Below are 21,727 nucleotides of genomic sequence, written 5' to 3'. Positions count from 1 at the left end.
TATGAAGCATGAATTAGTACTTGTTGTTGACTTCGGAGGTCAATACAATCAATTAATAGCAAGAAGAGTAAGAGAAAATAACGTATATTGTGAAATAATACCATATACGACTCCTATAGAGAAAATAAAAGAAAAAAATCCAAAGGGTATAATATTTACAGGAGGACCTAATAGTGCATATTTAGAAGATTCTCCTAAGATAGCTAAGGAAATATTTGAAATAGGTGTACCAATACTTGGAATATGCTATGGTATACAAGTAATGGCTCACATATTAGGTGGTAATGTAAGAAAAGGAAATACTAGTGAAAAAGAGTATGGAAAAACATCAATAACTTATGAAAAGTCAGCTATATTTGAAGGTATAACTACAAGTACAGTATGGATGAGTCATACAGACTTAATAGATGTTTTACCAGAAGGGTTCAAGTCAATAGCTTACACTGCTGATTGTCCAGTAGCAGCTATGGAAAATGCTGAACTGAACTTATATGGAGTGCAATTCCATCCAGAAGTTGAACATTGTTTAGAAGGAGATATGGTTCTTAAAAACTTCTTATACAATGTATGTAAGGTAAGTGGAGATTGGACAACAGATTCTTTCATATCAGATAAAATAAAAGAATTAAAGGAAACAATTGGAGATAAAAAAGTTTTATGTGCATTAAGTGGTGGAGTTGACTCATCAGTTGCTGCAGTACTTGTTCATAGAGCTATAGGAGATAACTTAACTTGTGTATTCGTTGACCATGGTTTACTTAGAAAAAATGAAGGTGACGATGTAGAAAGAATATTCAGAGATAAGTTTGACATGAACTTAATAAGAGTAAATTGTGAAGATAGATTCTTAGGAAAATTAAAAGGGATAACTGAACCAGAAGCTAAGAGAAAAATAATAGGTGAAGAATTCATAAGAGTATTCGAAGAAGAATCTTCAAAGTTAGGAAAAATGGACTTCTTAGTACAAGGTACTATATATCCAGACGTAGTAGAAAGTGGACATGGAGAAGCTGCTACTATAAAATCTCACCACAATGTAGGTGGAATACCTGAAGATATAGAGTTCCAAATAGTAGAACCATTAAGAGAATTATTCAAAGATGAAGTTAGAAAAATAGGTTTAGAACTTGGAATAGATGAAGCTTTAATATTCAGACATCCATTCCCAGGACCAGGTCTTGGTATAAGAGTTATAGGAGAAGTTACTAAAGAAAGATGTGATATCTTAAGAGAAGCTGATGCTATATATATGGATGAATTAAAAAAGGCTGGATTATACAAAGAAATATGGCAAGCATTCGCTACTTTACCAGATGTTAAAACTGTTGGAGTTATGGGAGATGAAAGAACTTATGCTTACTTAGTAGGTTTAAGAGCTGTTACATCTTCTGATGGGATGACTTCTGATTGGTACAAAATGCCATATGATGTTTTAGAGAAAATATCAAATAGAATAGTAAATGAAGTTGATGGAGCAAATAGAGTTGTTTATGATATAACTTCTAAACCTCCAGGAACTATAGAATGGGAATAAGATTATAATATAATTACTTCATATACACTTTACATTATAAAAATAAAAGGCTATAAGCCTTTTATTTTTATAAAACTATCGACAAAATATTACATTATAAAATAAAAAATAATATAAAATTGAAAAGATTCTGAAATATTAATTATAGGAGGCGTATAAATGAAAAATACGGTAAAAAATAACCAAGGAAAAGTTAATGTTTTAGAAAAAATATTTAAGCTTAGCGAAAATAATTCAAATGTTAAAACAGAAGTATTAGCAGGAATTACTACATTTATGACAATTGCATATATATTAGTTGTAAATCCTACAATACTAGGACAAGCGGGTATGGACAAGGGAGCTGTTTTTACAGCCACGGCAATAGCATCGGCAATAGGATGCTTAATAATGGGATTACTTGCTAATTACCCAATAATATTAGCGCCAAGTATGGGTATAAATGCATTCTTTACTTATACAGTAGTTTTAGGTATGGGATATAGTTGGCAATTTGCTTTATGTGCAATGTTTATAGAAGGTATCATATTTGTTTTATTAACAATAACTAATGTCAGAGAAAAAATAATAGAGTGTATGCCAGATGTTTTAAAACATGCTATAACAGCTGGAATAGGTTTATTTATAACATTTATCGGATTTGTTAATGCAGGAATAATCCAACAAGGTGGAGCAATTATATCTCTTGGAAATGTAAAGTCTCCAACAGTTATACTTGCTATAGTTGGCTTAATAATTGCTGCAACATTATTAATAAGAAAAGTAAATGGAGCATTCTTAATATCCATAATAATAACATCAATAATAGGTATGATATTTGCAATAGTTCCTATGCCCCAAGGAGTTATAGATGTACCACCATCTATACAACCAGTATTTATGAAAGTTTTTGAAGTAGGAAAATCAGATATTTTTAGCTTAGATATGTTAGTGATAGTATTAACTCTTTTATTTGTAAATATGTTTGACTCTATAGGATTTTTATTAGGTATAGCTGATAGAGCAAATTTAATAGATGAAAATGGAAATATGCCAGGGGTAAAAAAAGCATTATTAGCTGAATCAGTTTCAACTACTATATCTTCAGTGTTAGGGACATCTACACTTGCTACTACAGTAGAAAGTGGTGCTGGCATAGCCGTAGGTGGTAGAACTGGATTAACTGCAATTGTCACAGCAATACTATTTTTTATATCATTATTCTTTGCACCTTTATTTACATCAATACCAGCTCAAGCTACAGCTCCAGTACTTATACTAGTTGGGTTTATGATGGCAAGTTCTATAATTAGAATAAACTTTGATGATTTAACAGATGCAATACCAGCATTTATAACATTTATAGTAATGCCTTTATCGTATAGTGTTGCAGATGGGATAATGTTTGGGATAATATCTTATACAGTATTAAAATTATTATCAGGAAAAAAAGATGAAGCAAAAACATCCTTAATAATATTATCAATAGTATTTATATTAAAATTTGCACTACTATAAAATCAATAAATTAAGAATATAAATTAAATATACTAAGCAATATATAGACATATATGAAAAAATACACTAGGAGGAAAAATATGAAATTCAAAAAAATAACAGCATTAAGTACAGCTATAATAGTAGCATCATTAAGTTTAGTTGGATGTGGTTCAGATTCAGCTAAGGGTGAAAAAGAAACTATAAAAGTAGGTATGGTAGCAGATGTTGGAGGAATAAATGATGAATCATTCAACCAATCAGCATATGAAGGTCTTAAGCAAGCTGAAAAAGAATTAGGTATAAAAGTAAAAGTTATAGAATCTAAACAAGCATCAGAATACATACAAAACATAGAAAGTGTCATAGATGAAGGTGTAGACTTAGTTATAGGTGTAGGAAACACTATGAAGGATGATATTAAGAAGGAAGCTGAAAGTTATCCAGATCAACAATTTGCAATAATTGATGAAACTTATGATGATATCCCAAAAAATGTAACACCAATACTATTTAAAGAAAATGAAGCAACATTCTTAGCAGGTCTTGTAGCAGGTAAGATGACTAAAACTAATAATGTAGGATTTTTAGGTGGTATGGAAAACCAAATAATATCAAGATTTGAAAATGGATTTAAGTATGGAGTAAAAACTGCAAATCCAAATGCTAATATAAATGTACAATATGCAGGTACATTTGGAGATGCAGCTAAAGGTAAATCAATAGCAAATCAAATGTATGGAAACAATACAGATATAATATTATCAGCAGCAGGAGCTACTGGATTAGGTGCTATAGAAGCAGCTAAAGAGAAAGATAAGTACGCTATAGGAGTAGATAGAGATCAAAGTAATTTAGCACCAAAAAATGTATTAACATCAGCTTTAAAGAAAGTTAATGTAGGTGTATATGATACAGTTAAAGAATTAGTAGAAGGTAAGTTAAAAGGTGGAGAAGAAAAAGTATACGGACTTAAGCAAGGTGGAGTTGGTATAGTAGAGAAAAAAGATGGATTAATCCCACAAGATGTATTAAACTATGTTAATGAAATGAAAGAAAAAGTTAAAAATGGAGAAATAAAAGTACCTGCAACTAAAGCAGAATACGAAAAAACTCAAGGATAAATCAAAAGCTAGAGCAAAATTATGCTCTAGCTTTTTTTCTTTAAAGAAGAAAGTACATTACACATAGTATTTATATCATCTTCACTTAAATCATCGAAGTTTTCCAACCTATTTACTATATCTAGTATAACCATGTCTTTATATTCATCTTTACTAAATCTAGCACCAATAACTACATCCTTTAGGCTATCTTGAAGGAGAGAATGATGTTTTTTATGTTTTTTATGATGATGTCTTATATTTTCCTTTTTAATAAAATATGTAGATAGCGTAGAAGTAAGCGAACCTATAAATCCTATACCAAATATCATAAGAATCGATGCTATTATTCTACCACAAAAAGTTTTAGGGCATATATATCCATATCCTACTGTTGTAACAGTAACTATACTCCACCAAAGAGAATCTCCAATATCCCAATTTTCAAAATAACTAATAGAAATAGAGCTTAGGAGTATTATTATAACAGCTATAAAAAGAGTATAACTAAAGTTATTGGTTCTTATTAAACGATAAAAATTGCTATTACTTCTTTTTATTATAGCTAATATTCTTAGTACCATGACTAACTTCAGTAAAAGTATATATTTTCCAACATGAAAATTACATAAGTTTGAGAAAAATATATATATTGTATGAAAAGGTATTATTGATACTAAATCTAATATATTATTTTTTATAAAAAGTTTCTTATTATCACTAGTAATAAATCTAGCTATATAATCTATAACAAATATTACCCATATGAAAAATTCTATATTTGAAAGAATTAACGAGGTTTTGGGGCTAATACTTATAGTTAATTGAATAATTAAAATACTAGCAATTAACAACGAAAGAAGTACCATAGTAACGTTGTAGAAAACTCGCTTTTTTCTTGTAATAACTAACAAAATAAAAACCTCCAATTTATATAAGTGATTTGAAATCAAACTATGATACTAATAATTCTAAGATATAAAAAATATAATGTCAAAATAAAGCCAATATATAAGAGTTAAAAATCTGATAGAAATAAGCGAAATATAGAACGTTTTAGAGTATATACTAGTAAAATATAATAAAAATTAACTAAAAATACGAACTTTAGAAATAAAAAATATAAAAAGGTTCAAAAAAACTATTGAAAAAATATGGACTATATAATATACTTACTAATGTAAGGTTAAGATAAAAACGAATTATTTATATAAGATATTATTATAAATTCGAAAATTGGGGAGGTACAAATGCAGTCAACTCAGACAATGAACAAAGGTGTTCTAGAAAAAGTATTTAAACTATCAGAACATAACACAAACGTAAAGACTGAAGTTATAGCAGGAATAACGACATTCATGACTATGGCATATATTTTAGTAGTAAACTCAAATATACTTGCAGATGCAGGTATGGATAAAGGTGCAGTATTTGCTGCAACAGCAATAGCAGCATTTATAGGAAGTTGTGCTATGGGATTATTAGCAAACTATCCAATAGGTTTAGCACCAGGTATGGGGCTTAATGCATTCTTTGCTTATACAGTAGTTTTAGGTATGGGGTATAGTTGGCAGTTTGCTCTTTGTGCAGTATTAATAGAAGGAATTATATTTATATTACTTACAATAACTAATGTAAGAGAGAAAATAATAGATTGTATACCAACTGCTTTAAAACATGCAGTAACAGCAGGTATAGGATTATTTATAGCATTTATAGGATTATCGAATGCAGGAATAGTAGTTAACGGATCTACAATACTTGCACTAGGAAACTTAAAAGATCCATTAGTTTTATTAACTATATTTGGATTATTATTAACAGCAATACTAATAGCTAGAAATGTAAAGGGAGCATTCTTAGTGGCTATGCTTACTATATCTATTGTAGGAATGATAGGTGGATTAGTTCATCCTCCAGAAGGTGTAGTATCGGCTGCACCATCATTAAAGCCAGTATTTATGCAAGCTTTCTCAGTTCCAATGGAACAAATATTTAGCTTTGATATGATAGTAGTTGTATTTACATTCTTATTTGTTGATTTATTTGATACAGTAGGATGTTTAGTAGGGGTTGCCTCAAAGGGAGATATGTTAGATGAAAATGGTAAGTTACCAAAAGCTAAACAAGCATTATTTGCAGATGCAATAGCTACTACAGCAGGAGCATTACTTGGAACATCTACAGTAACAGCTTATGTAGAAAGTGCGGCAGGTATAGGTGAAGGTGGAAGAACTGGATTAACAGCAGTAACTACAGGAATATTATTTTTACTAGCACTATTCTTTGCACCAGTATTTACAGCGATACCAACTCAAGCTACAGCTCCAGTACTTATATTAGTTGGAGTTATGATGGCAAGTTCATTAACTAAGATAGATTTTTCAGATTTTACAAATGCTATACCAGCATTCTTAACATTTGCTATGATGCCTCTTGCATATAGTATAGCTGATGGAATAATATTTGGTATAATATCATTTGTAGTTTTAAAGATAGCGACAAAAAGAACAAATGAAATAAATTTATCATTGATAATATTATCAATATTATTTATATGTAAGTTTATATTCTTATAAAATAACAAAAAGCCACTCAGTGAGTGGCTTTTTTATGTTAAGAAAGTTAGAGGTTAAATTAAAAATTAAATCTATTAATGCTATATATTACAATTTATTACAAATTGAGTAAAGTATAGTTAGAAATATAAATAAATGTTAAACTAAATATAAAAATATCTATGGGGAAAAGTCATATATAAAGGAGGAAAGATTTACTATGTTTGGAATAATAGTAAATATATTTTTAATAATGATGGGGATATATACTATATATTCAACAAATAGAGTAAGAAAGAATGGGGTTATACCATCTTCTAATTTTACGTTTAGTTGCATAGAAAAAATGAAAGATAATGAGGAATATAAAAAATACTACATAAAACTTAATTACACTATAGGATTTTTACTAATAATAGAAGGGATTATATTCACCATAGATAAATATTATAAGCTACCAGAGATGTTAATTCCGATTTTATTATTTTTATGTTTGATTTATATGTTTACTATTACATGGAAAACATTTAGTTTTCTTCCTAGTTATAAGAATAAAAATAGATAAAAATATAGCCACTTTTATATATAAAAGTGGCTATATTTTTATTTAAAATCTTAGATATTCTAATTCATTAGATATACTTATATTGAAAACATAAGATAAGCAAACCTCATTTAAGAAATCTTTTTTATCTTCGTCAGCTAATTTTATTAAATTAAGTTTTTGATGGTACATCATGACAAATCCTTTTAAATCTTGTATTTGATCAAATACATAATAATTAAGTCCTTTATTATCAATATTGTATTTAGATTTAACTATTTCGAATATTGTTCTGCCACCAAATAAATCTGCTAAATATCTAGTATATGCATGAGCAACTAATAAATTAGGATTTATTTTAGATAACTCATTTAATCTATTAACAAAGACCTTAGTTGAATCACAAATTTCCATTGAGTTAAATTTATCTCCTAATAAGAACTTAGAATCTTTTAGTAAAGACTCAGCTCTAAAAACTTCGGGAGTTATAAACTCTTTTAAAACTTCATTATCTTCATGTTTTCTTAAATTATCTTCTATAGCTTTATATACAAAGTAAAGGTTGTAGATATACTCACCATATGTTTCAATAGTAGCATTACCATCTACTAATCTTTTTATGAACCCTGTATTCTCTGCCATATCATGTAATTTTTTTGTGTCACTTTGAATTGTTTTTAGGAAATTCATATCCATAAAATCATCTTCTTTCTTCATAATTTTAATTATCTACTAAATTTATACCTAATAAGTAATAAGCTAAACCAAAATTATAAAAATTTTTATAATATAGACCGAAAAATGTTTAAAAATCAACTAAGTCGTTAGATAAATAAAGTAGAGGGTCTAATGAAAGATAATTTCATATAAAACATAATTTAATTATACATTTATCGAACAATATATAATTAAATTATGTAAATGATAATTAAATATCGAATTTAATTAATAAAAAACAAAATAAATACTTGATTATATGTGAATATTAATATAAAATTTAAATATAAAGTTCGAATTATAGTACGAATTAAATATATCGTATTTATAATAAAAAAACGGAGGGAATTTAAAATGAAAGTAGCAGTAGTTATGGGTTCCAAATCAGATTATCCTAAATTAGAAGAAGGAATAAATTTATTAGAAAAGTATGATGTAGAAGTAGTAGTTAGAGCTTTATCAGCACACAGAACGCCAAAGCAACTTATGAGTTTCTTAGAAGAAATAGAAGACAATACAGACGTAATAATAGCAGCAGCAGGAAAGGCAGCACATCTACCAGGGGTAATAGCATCTCATACATTAATACCTGTAATAGGTTTACCAATAAAATCATCTACTATGGATGGTTTAGATTCACTTTTATCAATAGTTCAAATGCCTAAGGGAATACCAGTAGCAACTGTGACTATAGACCTAGGGCTCAATGCAGCTTTAATGGCACTTCAAATAATGAGTATAAAATATCCAAAATTAAAAGAAGATTTAAAATTATATAGAGAAGAAATGGAAGCTAAAGTATTAGAAGATGATAAAAATTTTAGGGGGAATTAATTATGTTATTATACGAGGGAAAAGCTAAACAAATATATTCTACAGAAAATGAAAATGAGTACATAGTTCATTACAAGGATGATGCAACTGCATTTAATGGGGAAAAGAAAGCTGAAATATCATCAAAAGGGATATTAAATAATAAAATATCAACAATAATATTTGAAATGTTACACAAAGAACAAATCAAAACACACTTCATAAAAAACTTATCAGAAAGAGAAATGTTAGTCAAAAAAGTAGAAATTTTACCACTAGAAGTTATAGTAAGAAATATAACAGCAGGATCATTTTGTAAGAGATTTGGAATAGAAGAAGGGATAGTTTTAGAAGAACCAATATTTGAGCTATGCTACAAAAATGATGAATATGGTGACCCAATGCTAAATGATGATCATGCAGTAGCAATGAAGTTAGCAACTAGAGAAGAAATAGATTTTATAAGAAAAGAAACTTTAAAAATAAATGAAGTTATGAAAGATTTCTTCTTAAAGATGAATTTAAAGCTAGTAGATTTTAAGTTAGAGTTTGGAAAAGATAGCGAAGGAAATATAATTTTAGCCGATGAAATATCTCCTGACACTTGCAGACTATGGGATGTAAACACTAATGAAAAATTAGATAAAGATAGATTTAGAAGAGATTTAGGAGACCTTGTACAAGGATATGAAGAAGTCCTTGCAAGAATGAGTAATTAGGGGGATATAATATGTGCGGAATAGTAGGTATATATTCAAATAAAGATATATCTAAAGAATTATATTATTCTTTGTACTCTATGCAGCATAGAGGTCAAGAAAGTTGTGGTATAGCAGTAGTTGGCAATGAAAAAATAAACTACAAAAAAGATATGGGATTAGTATCAGATGTGTTCAAGGAAAAAGACTTAGCAGAGTTAAAAGGAAATATGGGAATAGGACATGTAAGATATTCAACTGCTGGTGGAAGTTATATGGCAAACTGCCAGCCATTAGTTGGAAGTTGTAGAAAGAGAAAATTAGCCTTAGCTCATAATGGTAATTTGGTAAATGCAAATTATTTACGAGACATGTTAGAAGAAGATGGATATATGTTTCAAGCGAACTCTGATACGGAGGTAATTTTATACATACTTGCTAGATACTATAAAGGTGATATAGTAGAGAGTTTAAAAATAACAATGGATTATATAAAAGGTGCATATTCACTAGTAATAATGGGTGAAGATGAACTTGTAGCAGTTAGAGACCCTCATGGATTTAGACCATTAATATTAGGTAAGAAAGATGAAAAATTTATATTTGCATCTGAGGATTGTGCGATAGATATAATAGGTGGAGAAGTTATAAGAGATGTAGAGCCAGGAGAAATAATAGTTATAAAAAATGGTGAAATGAAATCTTATTTTTACTCTGAAAATTATAAAACAGTGAAAAGAAGTTGTATATTTGAACACATATACTTTGCTAGAAATGATGCAACTATAGATAATGTAAACGTATATAATTTTAGGATTAAATGTGGAGAAATATTAGCTAAGGATGATAAAGTTAAAGCTGATATAGTTGTCCCAGTTCCAGATTCAGGATGGGCAGGGGCAATAGGATATTCCAATGCTAGTGGGCTACCTGTGAGCGAAGGATTAGTTAAAAATAGATATGTGGGGAGAACATTTATAAAACCTACTCAAGAAGAACGAGAAATTGGAGTAAAGATAAAGCTTAATCCATTATCAAGTGTAGTCAAAGGAAAATCATTAATACTCGTAGATGACTCAGTAGTTAGGGGAACTACTTCAAAGGCAATAGTAAAATCTCTAAAAGATGCAGGAGCAAGTGAGATTCACCTTAGAATAACATCACCCCCAGTTAAGTATTCTTGTTACTATGGAATAGATACACCAAACCGTTCGAAATTAATAGCATCACAAAATGATGTAGAAGGAATTAAAGAATATATAGGATGTGATTCATTAGAATTCTTAGAAATTGAAGGAATGCTAGAGGCAACTGGACAAAAATCTAAATTCTGTAAAGCTTGTTTTGATGGAGATTATCCAGTTAAGAAAATAGATAGGGAGGAATTACTTTCATGTTAACATATAAGCAATCTGGAGTAGATATAGATGAGGGAAATAGAGCAGTAGATCTTATAAAAGGAAAGATAAAATCTACCTATGACAGCAATGTAATAGGAGATTTAGGAAACTTTAGTGGATTATATAGTTTAAAAGATTTTACAACTATGAAAGAACCAGTGTTGCTATCATCTACAGATGGAGTTGGAACAAAATTAAAGCTAGCCCAAATGTTAGATAAACATGATACGGTTGGAATAGATTTAGTTGCAATGTGTGTTAATGACTTAATATGTCAAGGGGCAAAGCCATTATTTTTCTTAGATTATATAGCTACTGGAAAATTAGTTGCAGAGAAAGTAGAACAGATAGTTTCGGGTATAGCAAAAGGATGTAAGATGGCAGGATCTGCACTTATAGGTGGAGAAACAGCTGAAATGCCAGGTATGTATTCTGATGATGAATATGATTTAGCAGGATTCTCAGTTGGAATAGCTGACAAAGAAAAAATAGTATCTGGTAAAAATGTTAAAAATGGAGATGTGCTTATAGGGATATCATCAAGTGGAGTTCATAGCAATGGATATTCTTTTATAAGAAAGATTTTTTTAGATACATATAATTATAAATTAGAACAGTACATAGAAGAATTAGGGATGACTTTAGGAGAGTCACTTTTAACTCCTACTAAAATATATGTAAAGTTAGTTTTAGATTTAATAAATAAATTTGAAATAAAATCTATAGCTCATATAACAGGTGGAGGAGTTATAGAGAATATACCTAGAGTTATACCAAAAGATTTAGGTATAGATATTAAGAAGGATTCATGGGAAAAACCTCCTATATTCAAAATGATAGAAGGATTTAATTCTATAGAAGAAAGAGAACTTCATAAGAGTTTTAATATGGGAATTGGATTAGTGCTAGTTGTAGATAGTGAAAGAGCAAAAGAAGTTGTAAATTATATAAATACTAAAGATCAAGAAATAAATATAGATGAAAAATATAAGGGACTGATGAAAGATAAAGCATATATAATAGGAAACGTTGTAGACACTCATGAAGGAGTAAGTCTATGTTAAACATAGGAGTATTAGTATCTGGTGGAGGGACTAATTTACAATCAATCATTGATGGAACTAAATTTGGAAACATCAAAGGTAATGTTAATGTTGTGATATCAAATAAAGAGAATGCCTATGCTCTACAAAGAGCAAAGCATAATGATATAGATGCTATATATGAAACTAATGAAGATAAGATTATAGAAATATTAAAAAAGTATAAAGTTGACTTAGTAGTTCTAGCAGGATACTTAAAGATAATAAGTCCTAAGTTTGTATCAGAATTTAAAGATAAGATTATAAATATACATCCATCATTAATACCATCATTTTGTGGTGGAGGCTATTATGGAGAAAAGGTGCATCAAGCTGTCATAGATTATGGAGTTAAATTTACAGGCGCAACAGTTCATTTTGTAGATGAGGTTGCGGATAATGGGCCAATAATAATGCAAAAAACAGTTGAAGTTAAGCAAGATGATGATGCTAAAACATTATCTAAAAGAGTATTAGAAGTTGAGCATAAAATATTAAATGAAAGTATAAGGTTGTTCTGCGAAAATAAATTAAGTATTCAGGGTAGGAGAGTGTTTATAAATGAGTAAAAGAGCATTAATAAGTGTGACAGATAAGAGTGGAGTAGTAGAATTTGCTAGAGAGCTAAATAGTCTAGGATATGAAGTTATATCTACAGGTAATACATTTAAAACACTAGTAGAAAATGGAGTAAATTCTATAACTATAGAAGATGTAACAAAATTTCCTGAAATGTTAGACGGAAGAGTTAAAACATTAAATCCATATATACATGGAGGGATACTTTATAAGAGAGATGAAAAATCACATATAGATACAGTAAACGAGTACAATATAGGATCGATAGATTTAGTAGCAGTCAATTTATATGACTTTGAAGGAACATTAAAAGCAGGAAAAAATCATGAACAGATGATAGAGAACATAGATATTGGTGGACCATCTATGATACGTTCAGCAGCTAAAAACTATAAAGATGTAACAATCGTAGTAGATGTAGATGATTACGATATGATAATAGAAAAACTAAAAAATAATGATTTAACTTTAGAAGATAGAAAAAGATTAGCATACAAGGCTTTCTCTACAACGGCTAGATATGATGCACTTATATCAACTTACTTTGCAGAGCAAGTAGGAGATACTTATTCTGAAATATTAAACTTAACATTCCAAAAAGAAGAAACTTTAAGATATGGCGAAAATCCACATCAAAATGGTATTTTATATACTCAACCAAATGCTAAAAATTCAATATTAAATTATGAACAATTAAATGGAAAAGAGCTTTCATTTAACAATATAAATGATTTACATGGATGTTTGGAGGTAATGAGGGAGTTTAAAGATAGTAAAGAAGTTGTTAGTGTAGCTATTAAACATACCAACCCATGTGGAGTAGGAATAGGAAAAGATAGTTTAGAAGCTTATAAAAAATGCTATGAAGCTGATAAAGTATCTATATTTGGTGGAATAGTAGGAATAACTTCTACTGTTGATGCTAAAACTGCAAGGATGATGAATGATATATTTTTAGAAATAGTAGTAGCTTATGATTATACAGACGAAGCATTAGATATATTAAAAGAAAAGAAAAACCTTAGAATTTTAAAGTTAGCTAAAATAGAAAAGAGTTTACAACCATATGATATGAAATACCTTGATGGAAAATTACTAATACAAGATAGAAACAACACTTTAGCACAAAAATGTGAAGTGGTGACAGATGTTAAGCCAAGTGAAAGTCAATTAATAGATATGGAATTTGGTATGAGAGTAGTTAAAAATATGAAGTCAAATGCAATAGCTATAGTTAAAGATGGTCAGACTTTAGCTCTAGGATGTGGTCAAACTTCAAGAATATGGGCATTAAAAAATGCTTTAGAAAATAATAAAGATAAAGATTTCAAAGGAGCAGTCCTTGCATCAGATGCATTCTTCCCATTTAGTGACTGTGTAGAATTAGCACATGAATATGGAATAGATGCAATAGTTCAACCAGGAGGTTCTATGAAAGATCAAGAATCTATAGATGCTTGTAATAAAAATCAAATGACTATGGTGTTTACGGGGATAAGACATTTCAAACACTAGGGGGTAGGCTATGAAGATATTAATTATAGGTGGTGGCGGTAGAGAACACGCTATAGCTTGGAAATTAAGTAAAGAAAAAGGTATAGAAAAAATATACTGCGCTCCAGGAAATGTAGGGATTTCAGATGTGGCAAGGTGTCTAGATATAAACGATAGTGATATAGATAAACTTTTAGCATTTGCTAAAGAAAATAAAATAGATTTAACAATTGTAGGACCAGAAGTCCCCCTTGTAAAAGGAATTGTAGATGAATTTGAAAAGTGTGGACTTAGAATATTTGGACCTAATAAAGAATGTGCTAGGCTTGAAGGAAGTAAAGCTTTTTCTAAAGACTTTATGGTAAGACATAATATACCTACTGCAAAGTATAAAGAGTATATAAATATAGAAGATGCTATAAATGAGATAGACACTTTTGGATATCCAGTAGTAATAAAGGCTGATGGATTAGCTGCTGGAAAAGGTGTTGTTATACCACAGAATAGAGAAGAAGCAATACAGACTTTGCATGAAATGATGAGTGATAAAAAGTTTGGAGAAGCTGGAAATAAAATAGTTGTGGAAGAGTTTCTAAGAGGAATAGAAACATCAATATTAGCTTTTGTAGATAATAATACTATAGTTCCTATGGTAAGTGCAAAAGATCACAAAAAAGTATATAACAATGAAGAAGGCCCTAATACTGGTGGAATGGGAACCTTCTCTCCAAGTGAAATATATACAGATAAAGTAGCTAAGGAAATAGAAAAGGAAGTATTGTTAAAAACCTTAGAAGGATTCAAAAAAGATGGATTAGATTACAAAGGTATATTATTTATAGGTCTTATGATAACTGAAGAAGGGGCAAAAGTTCTTGAGTATAATGTAAGGTTTGGAGATCCAGAAACTCAGTCAGTATTATTTAGACTAGAAACAGATTTAAATAAGATAATGAAAGCTATATTAGATAATAAGCTAAATGAAATAAACATAAATTATAAAAAAGAAGAGGCTGTTTGTGTTATGCTTACATCTGGCGGATACCCAGAAAGCTATGAAAAAGGAAAAGCTATAGAAGGTCTTAATGAATTAGATGATGATATAGTAGTGTTTCATAGCGGGACTAAGTTCACAGATGGAAAGTTAGTAACCAACGGTGGTAGAGTGTTAGGCATAACCTCTAGTGCACCTACTGTAGAAGAGGCAGCAAAAAAAGTTTATGAAAATATTAAAAGGGTAAATTTTGAAGGAATGCACTATAGAAAAGATATAGGAATAATACTGTGCGAAGAATTAAGTTAAAGATATTTTTAAATCATAATAAGATAACTTCTAGTATGTTATATGTGTTAAGTATAACATACTAGAAGTTATTAGATATAATTTAAAAAATCTACAATTATATATTCATATACTTTAGATATTTTAATTAGAGGTCTTATATTTGAATACATGGTAGCTTTAAAAACTAATTCGTTGACAGGTTACTTAAATTTTAAGAACAAATAAGATTTAAATAATGTATTAATGAATTACTCAATGTAGCAAAAATCTAATTTTATAAAAGGGAGATAAGATATGTTAGATACTATAAGTTTAGAGTCAAGTGTTAGAAGAATATTTGTAGAAAAAAGACCAGGATTCGATCTTGAAGCTAAAGCCTTAAAAAAGGATTTAATAGAAAGCTTACATATAGAGGGAATAGAAAATATAAGAATTTTAAATAGATACGATATAGAAGGAATAGACTATGAAGTATATAAAAAAGCAGCTCAAACAGTATTCTCAGAGCCAAACTTAGATATTGTTTATCATGAAACATTAGATGTTACAAATGGTTATGAAACAAAGGAAAGAATATTTGCTATAGAATATTTGCCAGGGCAGTATGATCAAAGAGGGGATTGGGCAAGTCAATGTATTCAAATTGTTAATCAAGGAATAAGGCCAACTATAAATACAGCTAAAGTATATATATTTAGTGGAAATATAAGTGATGAAAACTTTAATAGAATAAAAGAATATTGTATAAATCCTGTAGATAGTAGAGAGGCATCATTAGAAAAGCCAGAGTCATTAAAAATAGAAAGTGAAATACCAACAGAAGTAGAAGTGCTAAATGGATTTATAGAATTAACAATAGATGGATTAAAAGAGTTTTTAAATAGTAATGGATTAGCAATGACATTAGCTGATTTAGAATATATACAAAATTATTTTAGAGATACAGAAAAAAGAAATCCAACCATAACAGAAATAAAAGTATTAGATACATATTGGTCAGATCATTGTAGACATACTACTTTTATGACAGAAATAGAAGATGTAAAAATAGAAGATGGTAAATATACAGATATAGTAAAAGAAGCTTATGATATGTATCTTAATTCTAGAAATAAGGTTTATGTAGATAGACAAAAAGATGTATGTCTAATGGATATAGCGACAATAGCTATGAAAGAATTAAGAAAAGATGGTAAGTTAGAAGATTTAGATGTAAGTGAAGAAATAAATGCTTGTAGCATAAACGTAGATGTTGAGATAGATGGTAAAGTCGAACCATACTTAGTAATGTTTAAAAATGAAACACACAATCATCCAACAGAGATAGAGCCTTTTGGTGGAGCAGCTACATGCTTAGGTGGAGCAATAAGAGACCCATTATCAGGAAGAAGTTATGTATATCAAGCAATGCGTGTTACAGGAAGTGCAGACCCTAGAACTACTTTAGAAAATACACTACCTGGTAAACTTATGCAAAGAAAAATAACTCGTGATGCAGCTCATGGATATAGTTCTTATGGTAATCAAATAGGATTAACAACAGGTCAAGTTGCAGAAGTTTATGATGAGGACTTTGTTGCTAAAAGAATGGAAATAGGTGCAGTTATAGCAGCAGTACCTAAGGAAAATGTAATTAGAGAAATTCCTAAAAGTGGAGATAGAGTAATACTTCTTGGAGGAAAGACAGGAAGAGATGGATGTGGAGGAGCAACTGGCTCATCTAAAGAGCATAGTGAAAAATCTCTAACTACTTGTAGTGCTGAAGTTCAAAAAGGAGATGCTCCAAACGAAAGGAAGATACAAAGGTTCTTTAGAAATAAAGAAGTTGCTCAAATGATAAAAAGATGTAACGATTTTGGAGCTGGCGGAGTTTGTGTTGCCATAGGAGAAGTTGCAGATAGCATAGATATTAATTTAAATTTAGTTCCTAAAAAATATGATGGACTTGATGGCACTGAAATAGCTATATCAGAGTCTCAAGAGCGTATGGCGGTAGTAGTAGAGGCTAAAAACAAAGAGAAATTTATAGAATTAGCAAGAAAAGAAAATTTAGAGGCTACTCATGTAGCTACAGTTACAGACAGTGGATATATGAGAATGTTTTGGAATGACAAAGCTATAGTAAATATAAGTAGAAACTTCTTAGAAACTAATGGAGTTAAGCAAAGTACAAAAGTTCATGTAGATAAGGTAGATGAAGAAAAGCCATACTTTAGAAGTATAAAAAATGAAGAAATTTGTGAGTTAGCAACAGGTGAAGATATAAGTATAAAAGAAAAATTTATAAATCTATTATCTGACTTAAATGTATGTTCACAAAAAGGATTAGTCGAAAGATTTGATAACACAATAGGTTCAAATACAGTATTAATGCCATTTGGAGGAAAGTATCAGGCAACTCCATCTCAAGGTATGGTAGCTAAGATACCTGTACTTTGTGGAGAAACTAATACATCGACTATAATGACTTATGGATATAATCCAAAGATAGGAAAATGGAGTCCATTCCATGGTGCATTATATGCAGTGGTGGAGTCTGTGTGTAAAGTTGTGGCTATTGGGGGTAACTATAGTTCAATTAGGCTTACTTTACAAGAATATTTCGAAAAGCTTGGGGATAACCCAACTAAATGGGGCAAGCCATTTGCAGCACTTTTAGGTGCATATTATGCTCAAAATAGATTAGAAATACCTGCAATAGGCGGAAAAGACAGTATGTCTGGGACATTTAAAGATATAAATGTTCCACCAACATTAGTATCATTTGCTGTTGATACTGTGGATGCAGAAAAGGTAGTATCTTCAGAGTTTAAGAAAAGTAATTCACAAGTTGTTATGTTATGCACAGATAAACTAGAAAATGGTGTGGTTAACTTTGATTTACTAAAGAAAAATTTAAATAAAGTAACAGAACTTATACACAATAAGCAGGTATTATCAACATATGCACTAGGAGATGGTGGAATAAGTGAAGCTATAAGTAAGATGGCATTTGGTAATAAAATAGGATTTAAATTTGAACAAGGAGTTACGAACCTATTTGAAACAGGGTATGGAAATATAATTTTCGAATTATCTCAAAATGATTTAAGTATATTAGGAGGATATAATTATATAGTCCTAGGTACTACAATAGAAGAAGAAAAAATATTTATTGAAAATGAAGAAATATGCTTAGATGAATTATATAAAGCTCATTGTAATACTTTAGAGTCTATATTCCCAACAAAATCAGTAGAAATAAAAGGAAAAGTAGAAACTATAAGTTTTGCTTCTCAAGATAAATGTAAGAAATCTTCTATAACAGTTGTTAAGCCAAGGGTATTTATACCTACATTCCCGGGAACAAACTGTGAATATGATTCAGCTAAGGCATTTGAAAAAGCTGGAGCAGAGACAAATATAGAAGTATTTAGGAACTTAACATATAAAGACATAGAAGAATCTATAGATACTATAGTAAAAGAAATACGAAAGTCTCAGATAATAATGTTACCTGGAGGATTTAGTGCAGGTGATGAACCAGACGGTTCTGGTAAATTTATAGCTACAGTATTTAGAAATGAGAGAGTAAAAGAAGCTGTAAATGAATTTTTAACTAAACAAGATGGATTAATGCTAGGAATATGTAATGGATTCCAAGCTCTTATAAAACTTGGATTAGTGCCATATGGAGAAATAAGGGATACATCAGTAGATGCACCAACACTTACTTACAATGATATAGGAAGGCATCAAGCTAAAGTGGTAAGAACAAGAATAGCATCAAACAAGTCGCCTTGGCTATCAGGAACAGAGATAGGAGATATTCATAGTATAGCAATATCTCATGGAGAAGGTAAATTTGTAGCTAGTGAAGAAGTTATGAAAGAACTAATAGCTAATGGGCAAATAGCTACTCAATATGTAGATTTTGATAACAATCCTACTTATGATATAGAGTTTAATCCAAATGGCTCATTCTATGCAGTAGAAGGAATAACTAGTGCTGATGGAAGAATACTTGGTAAGATGGGTCACTCTGAAAGAGTTGGCAACCATGTAATGAAAAATATATTAGGAGAAAAAGAACAAAGAATATTTGAAAGTGGAGTAAATTACTTTAAATAAAATATAGAAAATAGACTATCTAAGCTTTTAAATAGTCTATTTTTATTTGAATTAAAATGGTTGAATTATACAAAGTAAATATACATAGTATAATGAATTGCTGAATTAGTTTAAATGTGATCAGATATAGAAATTAAAATAAATTAATAAATAATTTATTTTAAATTTGTAAAACCATATATAAACACCATGTTAATATTAGTTAAAAATAAAATTATTACAGTTTGAAAATATTCTATAAATCTATATAACAAGGTGCTATAATTATGCAAGGGAAATTGAAAATTAAAAAATGTTAAAGCTATAGAAATAGACTATAAATAGCCTTATCTGTAGCTATTTATAGTGAAATTAAAGGGGGATAAAAATAAGGAGATGAAAATAGAACAAGTTCTAAATGTGCCAATACATAAAGTATGGGCAAAATTTGTAATTGCATCTGTTATTGGCGTTGTACTAAATACTATCTACACTATGGTAGATGGTATATTTGTAGGCCAGGGAGTTGGAGAGGTAGGTCTTGCAAGTGTTAATATAGTCTGGCCAGCTGTAACTGTTATAGTTGGAACTGGTCTTATGATAGGGATTGGGTCAAGTAGCATAATTGCCATATATATTGGAAAACAAGATAAAGAAAGTGCTCAAAAGTGTTTAGGAATATCTGTAACATCCATAGTATTAATAGGCGCTATAATTATGATTTTAGGGTTTATGTTTAGAGAACCGATACTTAAGATGCTAGGTGCAGAAAAAGATACTATAGAAAATGCAAGAGATTATTATAGTGTAATTTACTTAATAACCATACCATATTTGTTTTCAACAGCGTTAAATCCAATAGTAAGAGCAGATGGTAGACCACAGTTATCAATGATGATGATAGGAATAGGTGCTATTTGTAATATTATATTAGACTGGGTATTTGTTATGAAACTTGGATATGGGGTTAAGGGTGCTGCTATGGCAACTAGCGCCAGTATATTTATATCAACAGTTGTATCATTATACTACTTTGTAAAAGGGAACGCTAATATAAAGATTAAGAAAGAGTATTTAAAAATAGATGTAAGTATATTAAAAGAAATACTTAAAATAGGATTTGTAAGTTTTGCAATACAGTTATCATATGGAATAATATTATTTGTTCAAAATAAAACAATGTACTTATATGGAAATACAGTAGATGTTGCTATATATACAGTTGCAACTTATATTAATTGCTTCTTAGTTAATACTTGCATGGGTATATCACAAGGTCTACAACCTCTTATAGGGTATCATTATGGAGCGAACAAAATAAAAAGAATGAGACAATTACTATATATAACTATTGGGGTATGTGCAATAGGTGGAACATTAGTATATATAGGCATTAACTCATTTGGAAGAGAACTTATACAAATATTTGGAATAAGTAGTGAAAATATAGAATTTGCATATAGCGAAATATTAATATATTGTTTAGGAAGCCCTGTTATAGGTATCATATTTGCGATGAGTGGATATTATCAAGCAATAGGAAAAAATATATATGCTAACATATTGTCAATAGGAAGGGGATTTTTGTTTCAGTTTATATTAACAATGATTTTACCTCCAATAATAGGTGTTAGAGGAGTTTTCTTATCATTACCTTTAGCTGAACTAATTACGTTAACTATACTAGGTATGATTTTAACAATTGAGAAATATAAAAATCACAAGTCATTTAAGTATAAAAATTCAAATTTAGAGCAAATAATGTAGTCATAGTAAATATGATTGAACATTTAAATTTAAAAGAATGATGTTTAACAGACACGAATGTTAAAATATAAAAAAGGAGAGTTTTACTCTCCTTTTTTATATTTTATTTCATCTCTTTAAAGTCTATATGTAAGAACAAATCTTTTACACTATCTACTTGAACATCTGTAATAATGCAATTGTATACTTTGTTATTTAGATTTAGTTGAATATAACCATCATGATTCTTAGAATCTATTAATCTAGTGAAATCTGTTTTATATACTGAAATAGGTATGCTTTTATCTAATTTGTTTCCATATATAACACCTGGAATATAGCCTTTACTTCTTATAGATTTAGTTTTTTCATTTAAATCCCTAACAAATACATTTAACATAGTATCCCCCTTATATTGATAATAATCTTAGGCTTGTTTACCTTTAATTAATACTATTAAGGATATAATATTTTTATTCATAAAATTTAGTATAAAAACAATTAAGAATACCCATTTTTAAATAAGCAATAAGTGATAACATGTTTGGTATAAATGGAGTAAGGAAATATATATAATATAAAATATTTTTATGATCTAATATATTTAAT

General features: G+C 29.2%; 17 protein-coding genes. 14 read left to right on the top strand and 3 right to left on the bottom strand.

Annotation, left to right across the window (positions count from 1 at the left end; genetic code table 11):
• Position 1: 1 nt before the first annotated feature.
• The 3 genes from guaA (at position 2) to ABHC41_RS10600 (ending at position 4,134) form a co-directional block, all read left to right on the top strand.
• Positions 2-1,534, top strand: a complete 1,533-nt coding sequence (gene guaA / locus ABHC41_RS10610) for a glutamine-hydrolyzing GMP synthase (protein ID WP_092922026.1) — start codon at positions 2-4, stop codon at positions 1,532-1,534.
• Between the two features lie 159 nt (positions 1,535-1,693).
• Positions 1,694-3,031, top strand: a complete 1,338-nt coding sequence (locus tag ABHC41_RS10605; protein ID WP_092922028.1) for an NCS2 family permease — start codon at positions 1,694-1,696, stop codon at positions 3,029-3,031.
• 80 nt (positions 3,032-3,111) lie between these two features.
• Positions 3,112-4,134: a BMP family ABC transporter substrate-binding protein gene (locus ABHC41_RS10600; protein ID WP_092922031.1), complete on the top strand. Its 1,023-nt coding sequence runs from the start codon at positions 3,112-3,114 to the stop codon at positions 4,132-4,134.
• A 26-nt stretch (positions 4,135-4,160) separates the two neighbouring features.
• Here the strand turns inward: ABHC41_RS10600 and ABHC41_RS10595 are convergent, their stop codons facing one another.
• Positions 4,161-5,027 carry a potassium channel family protein gene (locus ABHC41_RS10595; RefSeq protein ID WP_195238497.1) on the bottom strand — a complete coding sequence of 289 codons (867 nt, stop codon included), beginning with the start codon at positions 5,025-5,027 and terminating at the stop codon, positions 4,161-4,163.
• A 336-nt stretch (positions 5,028-5,363) separates the two neighbouring features.
• Between ABHC41_RS10595 and ABHC41_RS10590 the strand changes: the two genes are divergently transcribed.
• Complete coding sequence (locus tag ABHC41_RS10590) at positions 5,364-6,692, top strand: NCS2 family permease (RefSeq protein WP_271893805.1); 1,329 nt, start codon at positions 5,364-5,366, stop codon at positions 6,690-6,692.
• A gap of 199 nt (positions 6,693-6,891) precedes the next feature.
• Positions 6,892-7,236: a hypothetical protein gene (locus tag ABHC41_RS10585; RefSeq protein ID WP_092922040.1), complete on the top strand. Its 345-nt coding sequence runs from the start codon at positions 6,892-6,894 to the stop codon at positions 7,234-7,236.
• Positions 7,237-7,278: 42 nt separating this feature from the next.
• Here ABHC41_RS10585 and ABHC41_RS10580 read toward each other — a convergent pair whose 3' ends face one another.
• Positions 7,279-7,932: a biliverdin-producing heme oxygenase gene (locus ABHC41_RS10580; protein WP_240275501.1), complete on the bottom strand. Its 654-nt coding sequence runs from the start codon at positions 7,930-7,932 to the stop codon at positions 7,279-7,281.
• A 354-nt stretch (positions 7,933-8,286) separates the two neighbouring features.
• Here ABHC41_RS10580 and purE point away from each other — a divergent pair, with 354 nt between their 5' ends.
• From purE to ABHC41_RS10535, 9 genes are all read left to right on the top strand, one after another.
• On the top strand, positions 8,287-8,766 hold the full coding sequence (gene purE / locus ABHC41_RS10575) for a 5-(carboxyamino)imidazole ribonucleotide mutase (RefSeq protein WP_092922043.1): 480 nt from the start codon (positions 8,287-8,289) through the stop codon (positions 8,764-8,766).
• A gap of 2 nt (positions 8,767-8,768) precedes the next feature.
• Positions 8,769-9,464: a phosphoribosylaminoimidazolesuccinocarboxamide synthase gene (gene purC / locus ABHC41_RS10570; RefSeq protein WP_176579624.1), complete on the top strand. Its 696-nt coding sequence runs from the start codon at positions 8,769-8,771 to the stop codon at positions 9,462-9,464.
• 11 nt (positions 9,465-9,475) lie between these two features.
• A complete protein-coding gene (gene purF, locus ABHC41_RS10565; RefSeq protein ID WP_195238502.1) occupies positions 9,476-10,843 on the top strand; it encodes an amidophosphoribosyltransferase in 1,368 nt (455 codons plus the stop codon).
• Positions 10,837-11,907, top strand: coding sequence for a phosphoribosylformylglycinamidine cyclo-ligase (gene purM / locus ABHC41_RS10560; protein WP_166506079.1), 1,071 nt, complete (start codon positions 10,837-10,839; stop codon positions 11,905-11,907). The genes purF and purM overlap by 7 nt, the downstream gene beginning before the upstream one ends.
• Positions 11,901-12,494, top strand: coding sequence for a phosphoribosylglycinamide formyltransferase (gene purN, locus ABHC41_RS10555; protein WP_166506078.1), 594 nt, complete (start codon positions 11,901-11,903; stop codon positions 12,492-12,494). The genes purM and purN overlap by 7 nt, the downstream gene beginning before the upstream one ends.
• The gene (purH, locus tag ABHC41_RS10550; RefSeq protein WP_195581668.1) at positions 12,487-14,019 is read left to right on the top strand and encodes a bifunctional phosphoribosylaminoimidazolecarboxamide formyltransferase/IMP cyclohydrolase; all 1,533 of its coding nucleotides are present in this window, start codon (positions 12,487-12,489) and stop codon (positions 14,017-14,019) included. The genes purN and purH overlap by 8 nt, the downstream gene beginning before the upstream one ends.
• Before the next feature lie 10 nt (positions 14,020-14,029).
• The gene (gene purD / locus ABHC41_RS10545; protein ID WP_271893800.1) at positions 14,030-15,301 is read left to right on the top strand and encodes a phosphoribosylamine--glycine ligase; all 1,272 of its coding nucleotides are present in this window, start codon (positions 14,030-14,032) and stop codon (positions 15,299-15,301) included.
• A 276-nt stretch (positions 15,302-15,577) separates the two neighbouring features.
• Entirely contained in the window at positions 15,578-19,393 is a 3,816-nt protein-coding gene (locus tag ABHC41_RS10540; RefSeq protein WP_195581669.1) for a phosphoribosylformylglycinamidine synthase, read from the top strand.
• A 375-nt stretch (positions 19,394-19,768) separates the two neighbouring features.
• Entirely contained in the window at positions 19,769-21,139 is a 1,371-nt protein-coding gene (locus tag ABHC41_RS10535; RefSeq protein WP_166506074.1) for an MATE family efflux transporter, read from the top strand.
• Between the two features lie 103 nt (positions 21,140-21,242).
• On the opposite strand, the gene ABHC41_RS10530 is transcribed toward ABHC41_RS10535, so the two are convergent.
• Positions 21,243-21,518, bottom strand: a complete 276-nt coding sequence (locus ABHC41_RS10530; RefSeq protein WP_092922079.1) for a hypothetical protein — start codon at positions 21,516-21,518, stop codon at positions 21,243-21,245.
• Positions 21,519-21,727 lie beyond the last annotated feature (209 nt).

Source organism: Romboutsia sp. 1001216sp1 (genome assembly GCF_039841805.1).
In the GTDB taxonomy this organism is placed as follows: Bacteria; Bacillota; Clostridia; order Peptostreptococcales; family Peptostreptococcaceae; genus Romboutsia_C; species Romboutsia_C hominis.
The sequence above is the reverse complement of the archived record's forward strand: the minus strand, read 5'-3'. Positions and strand labels throughout refer to the sequence as shown.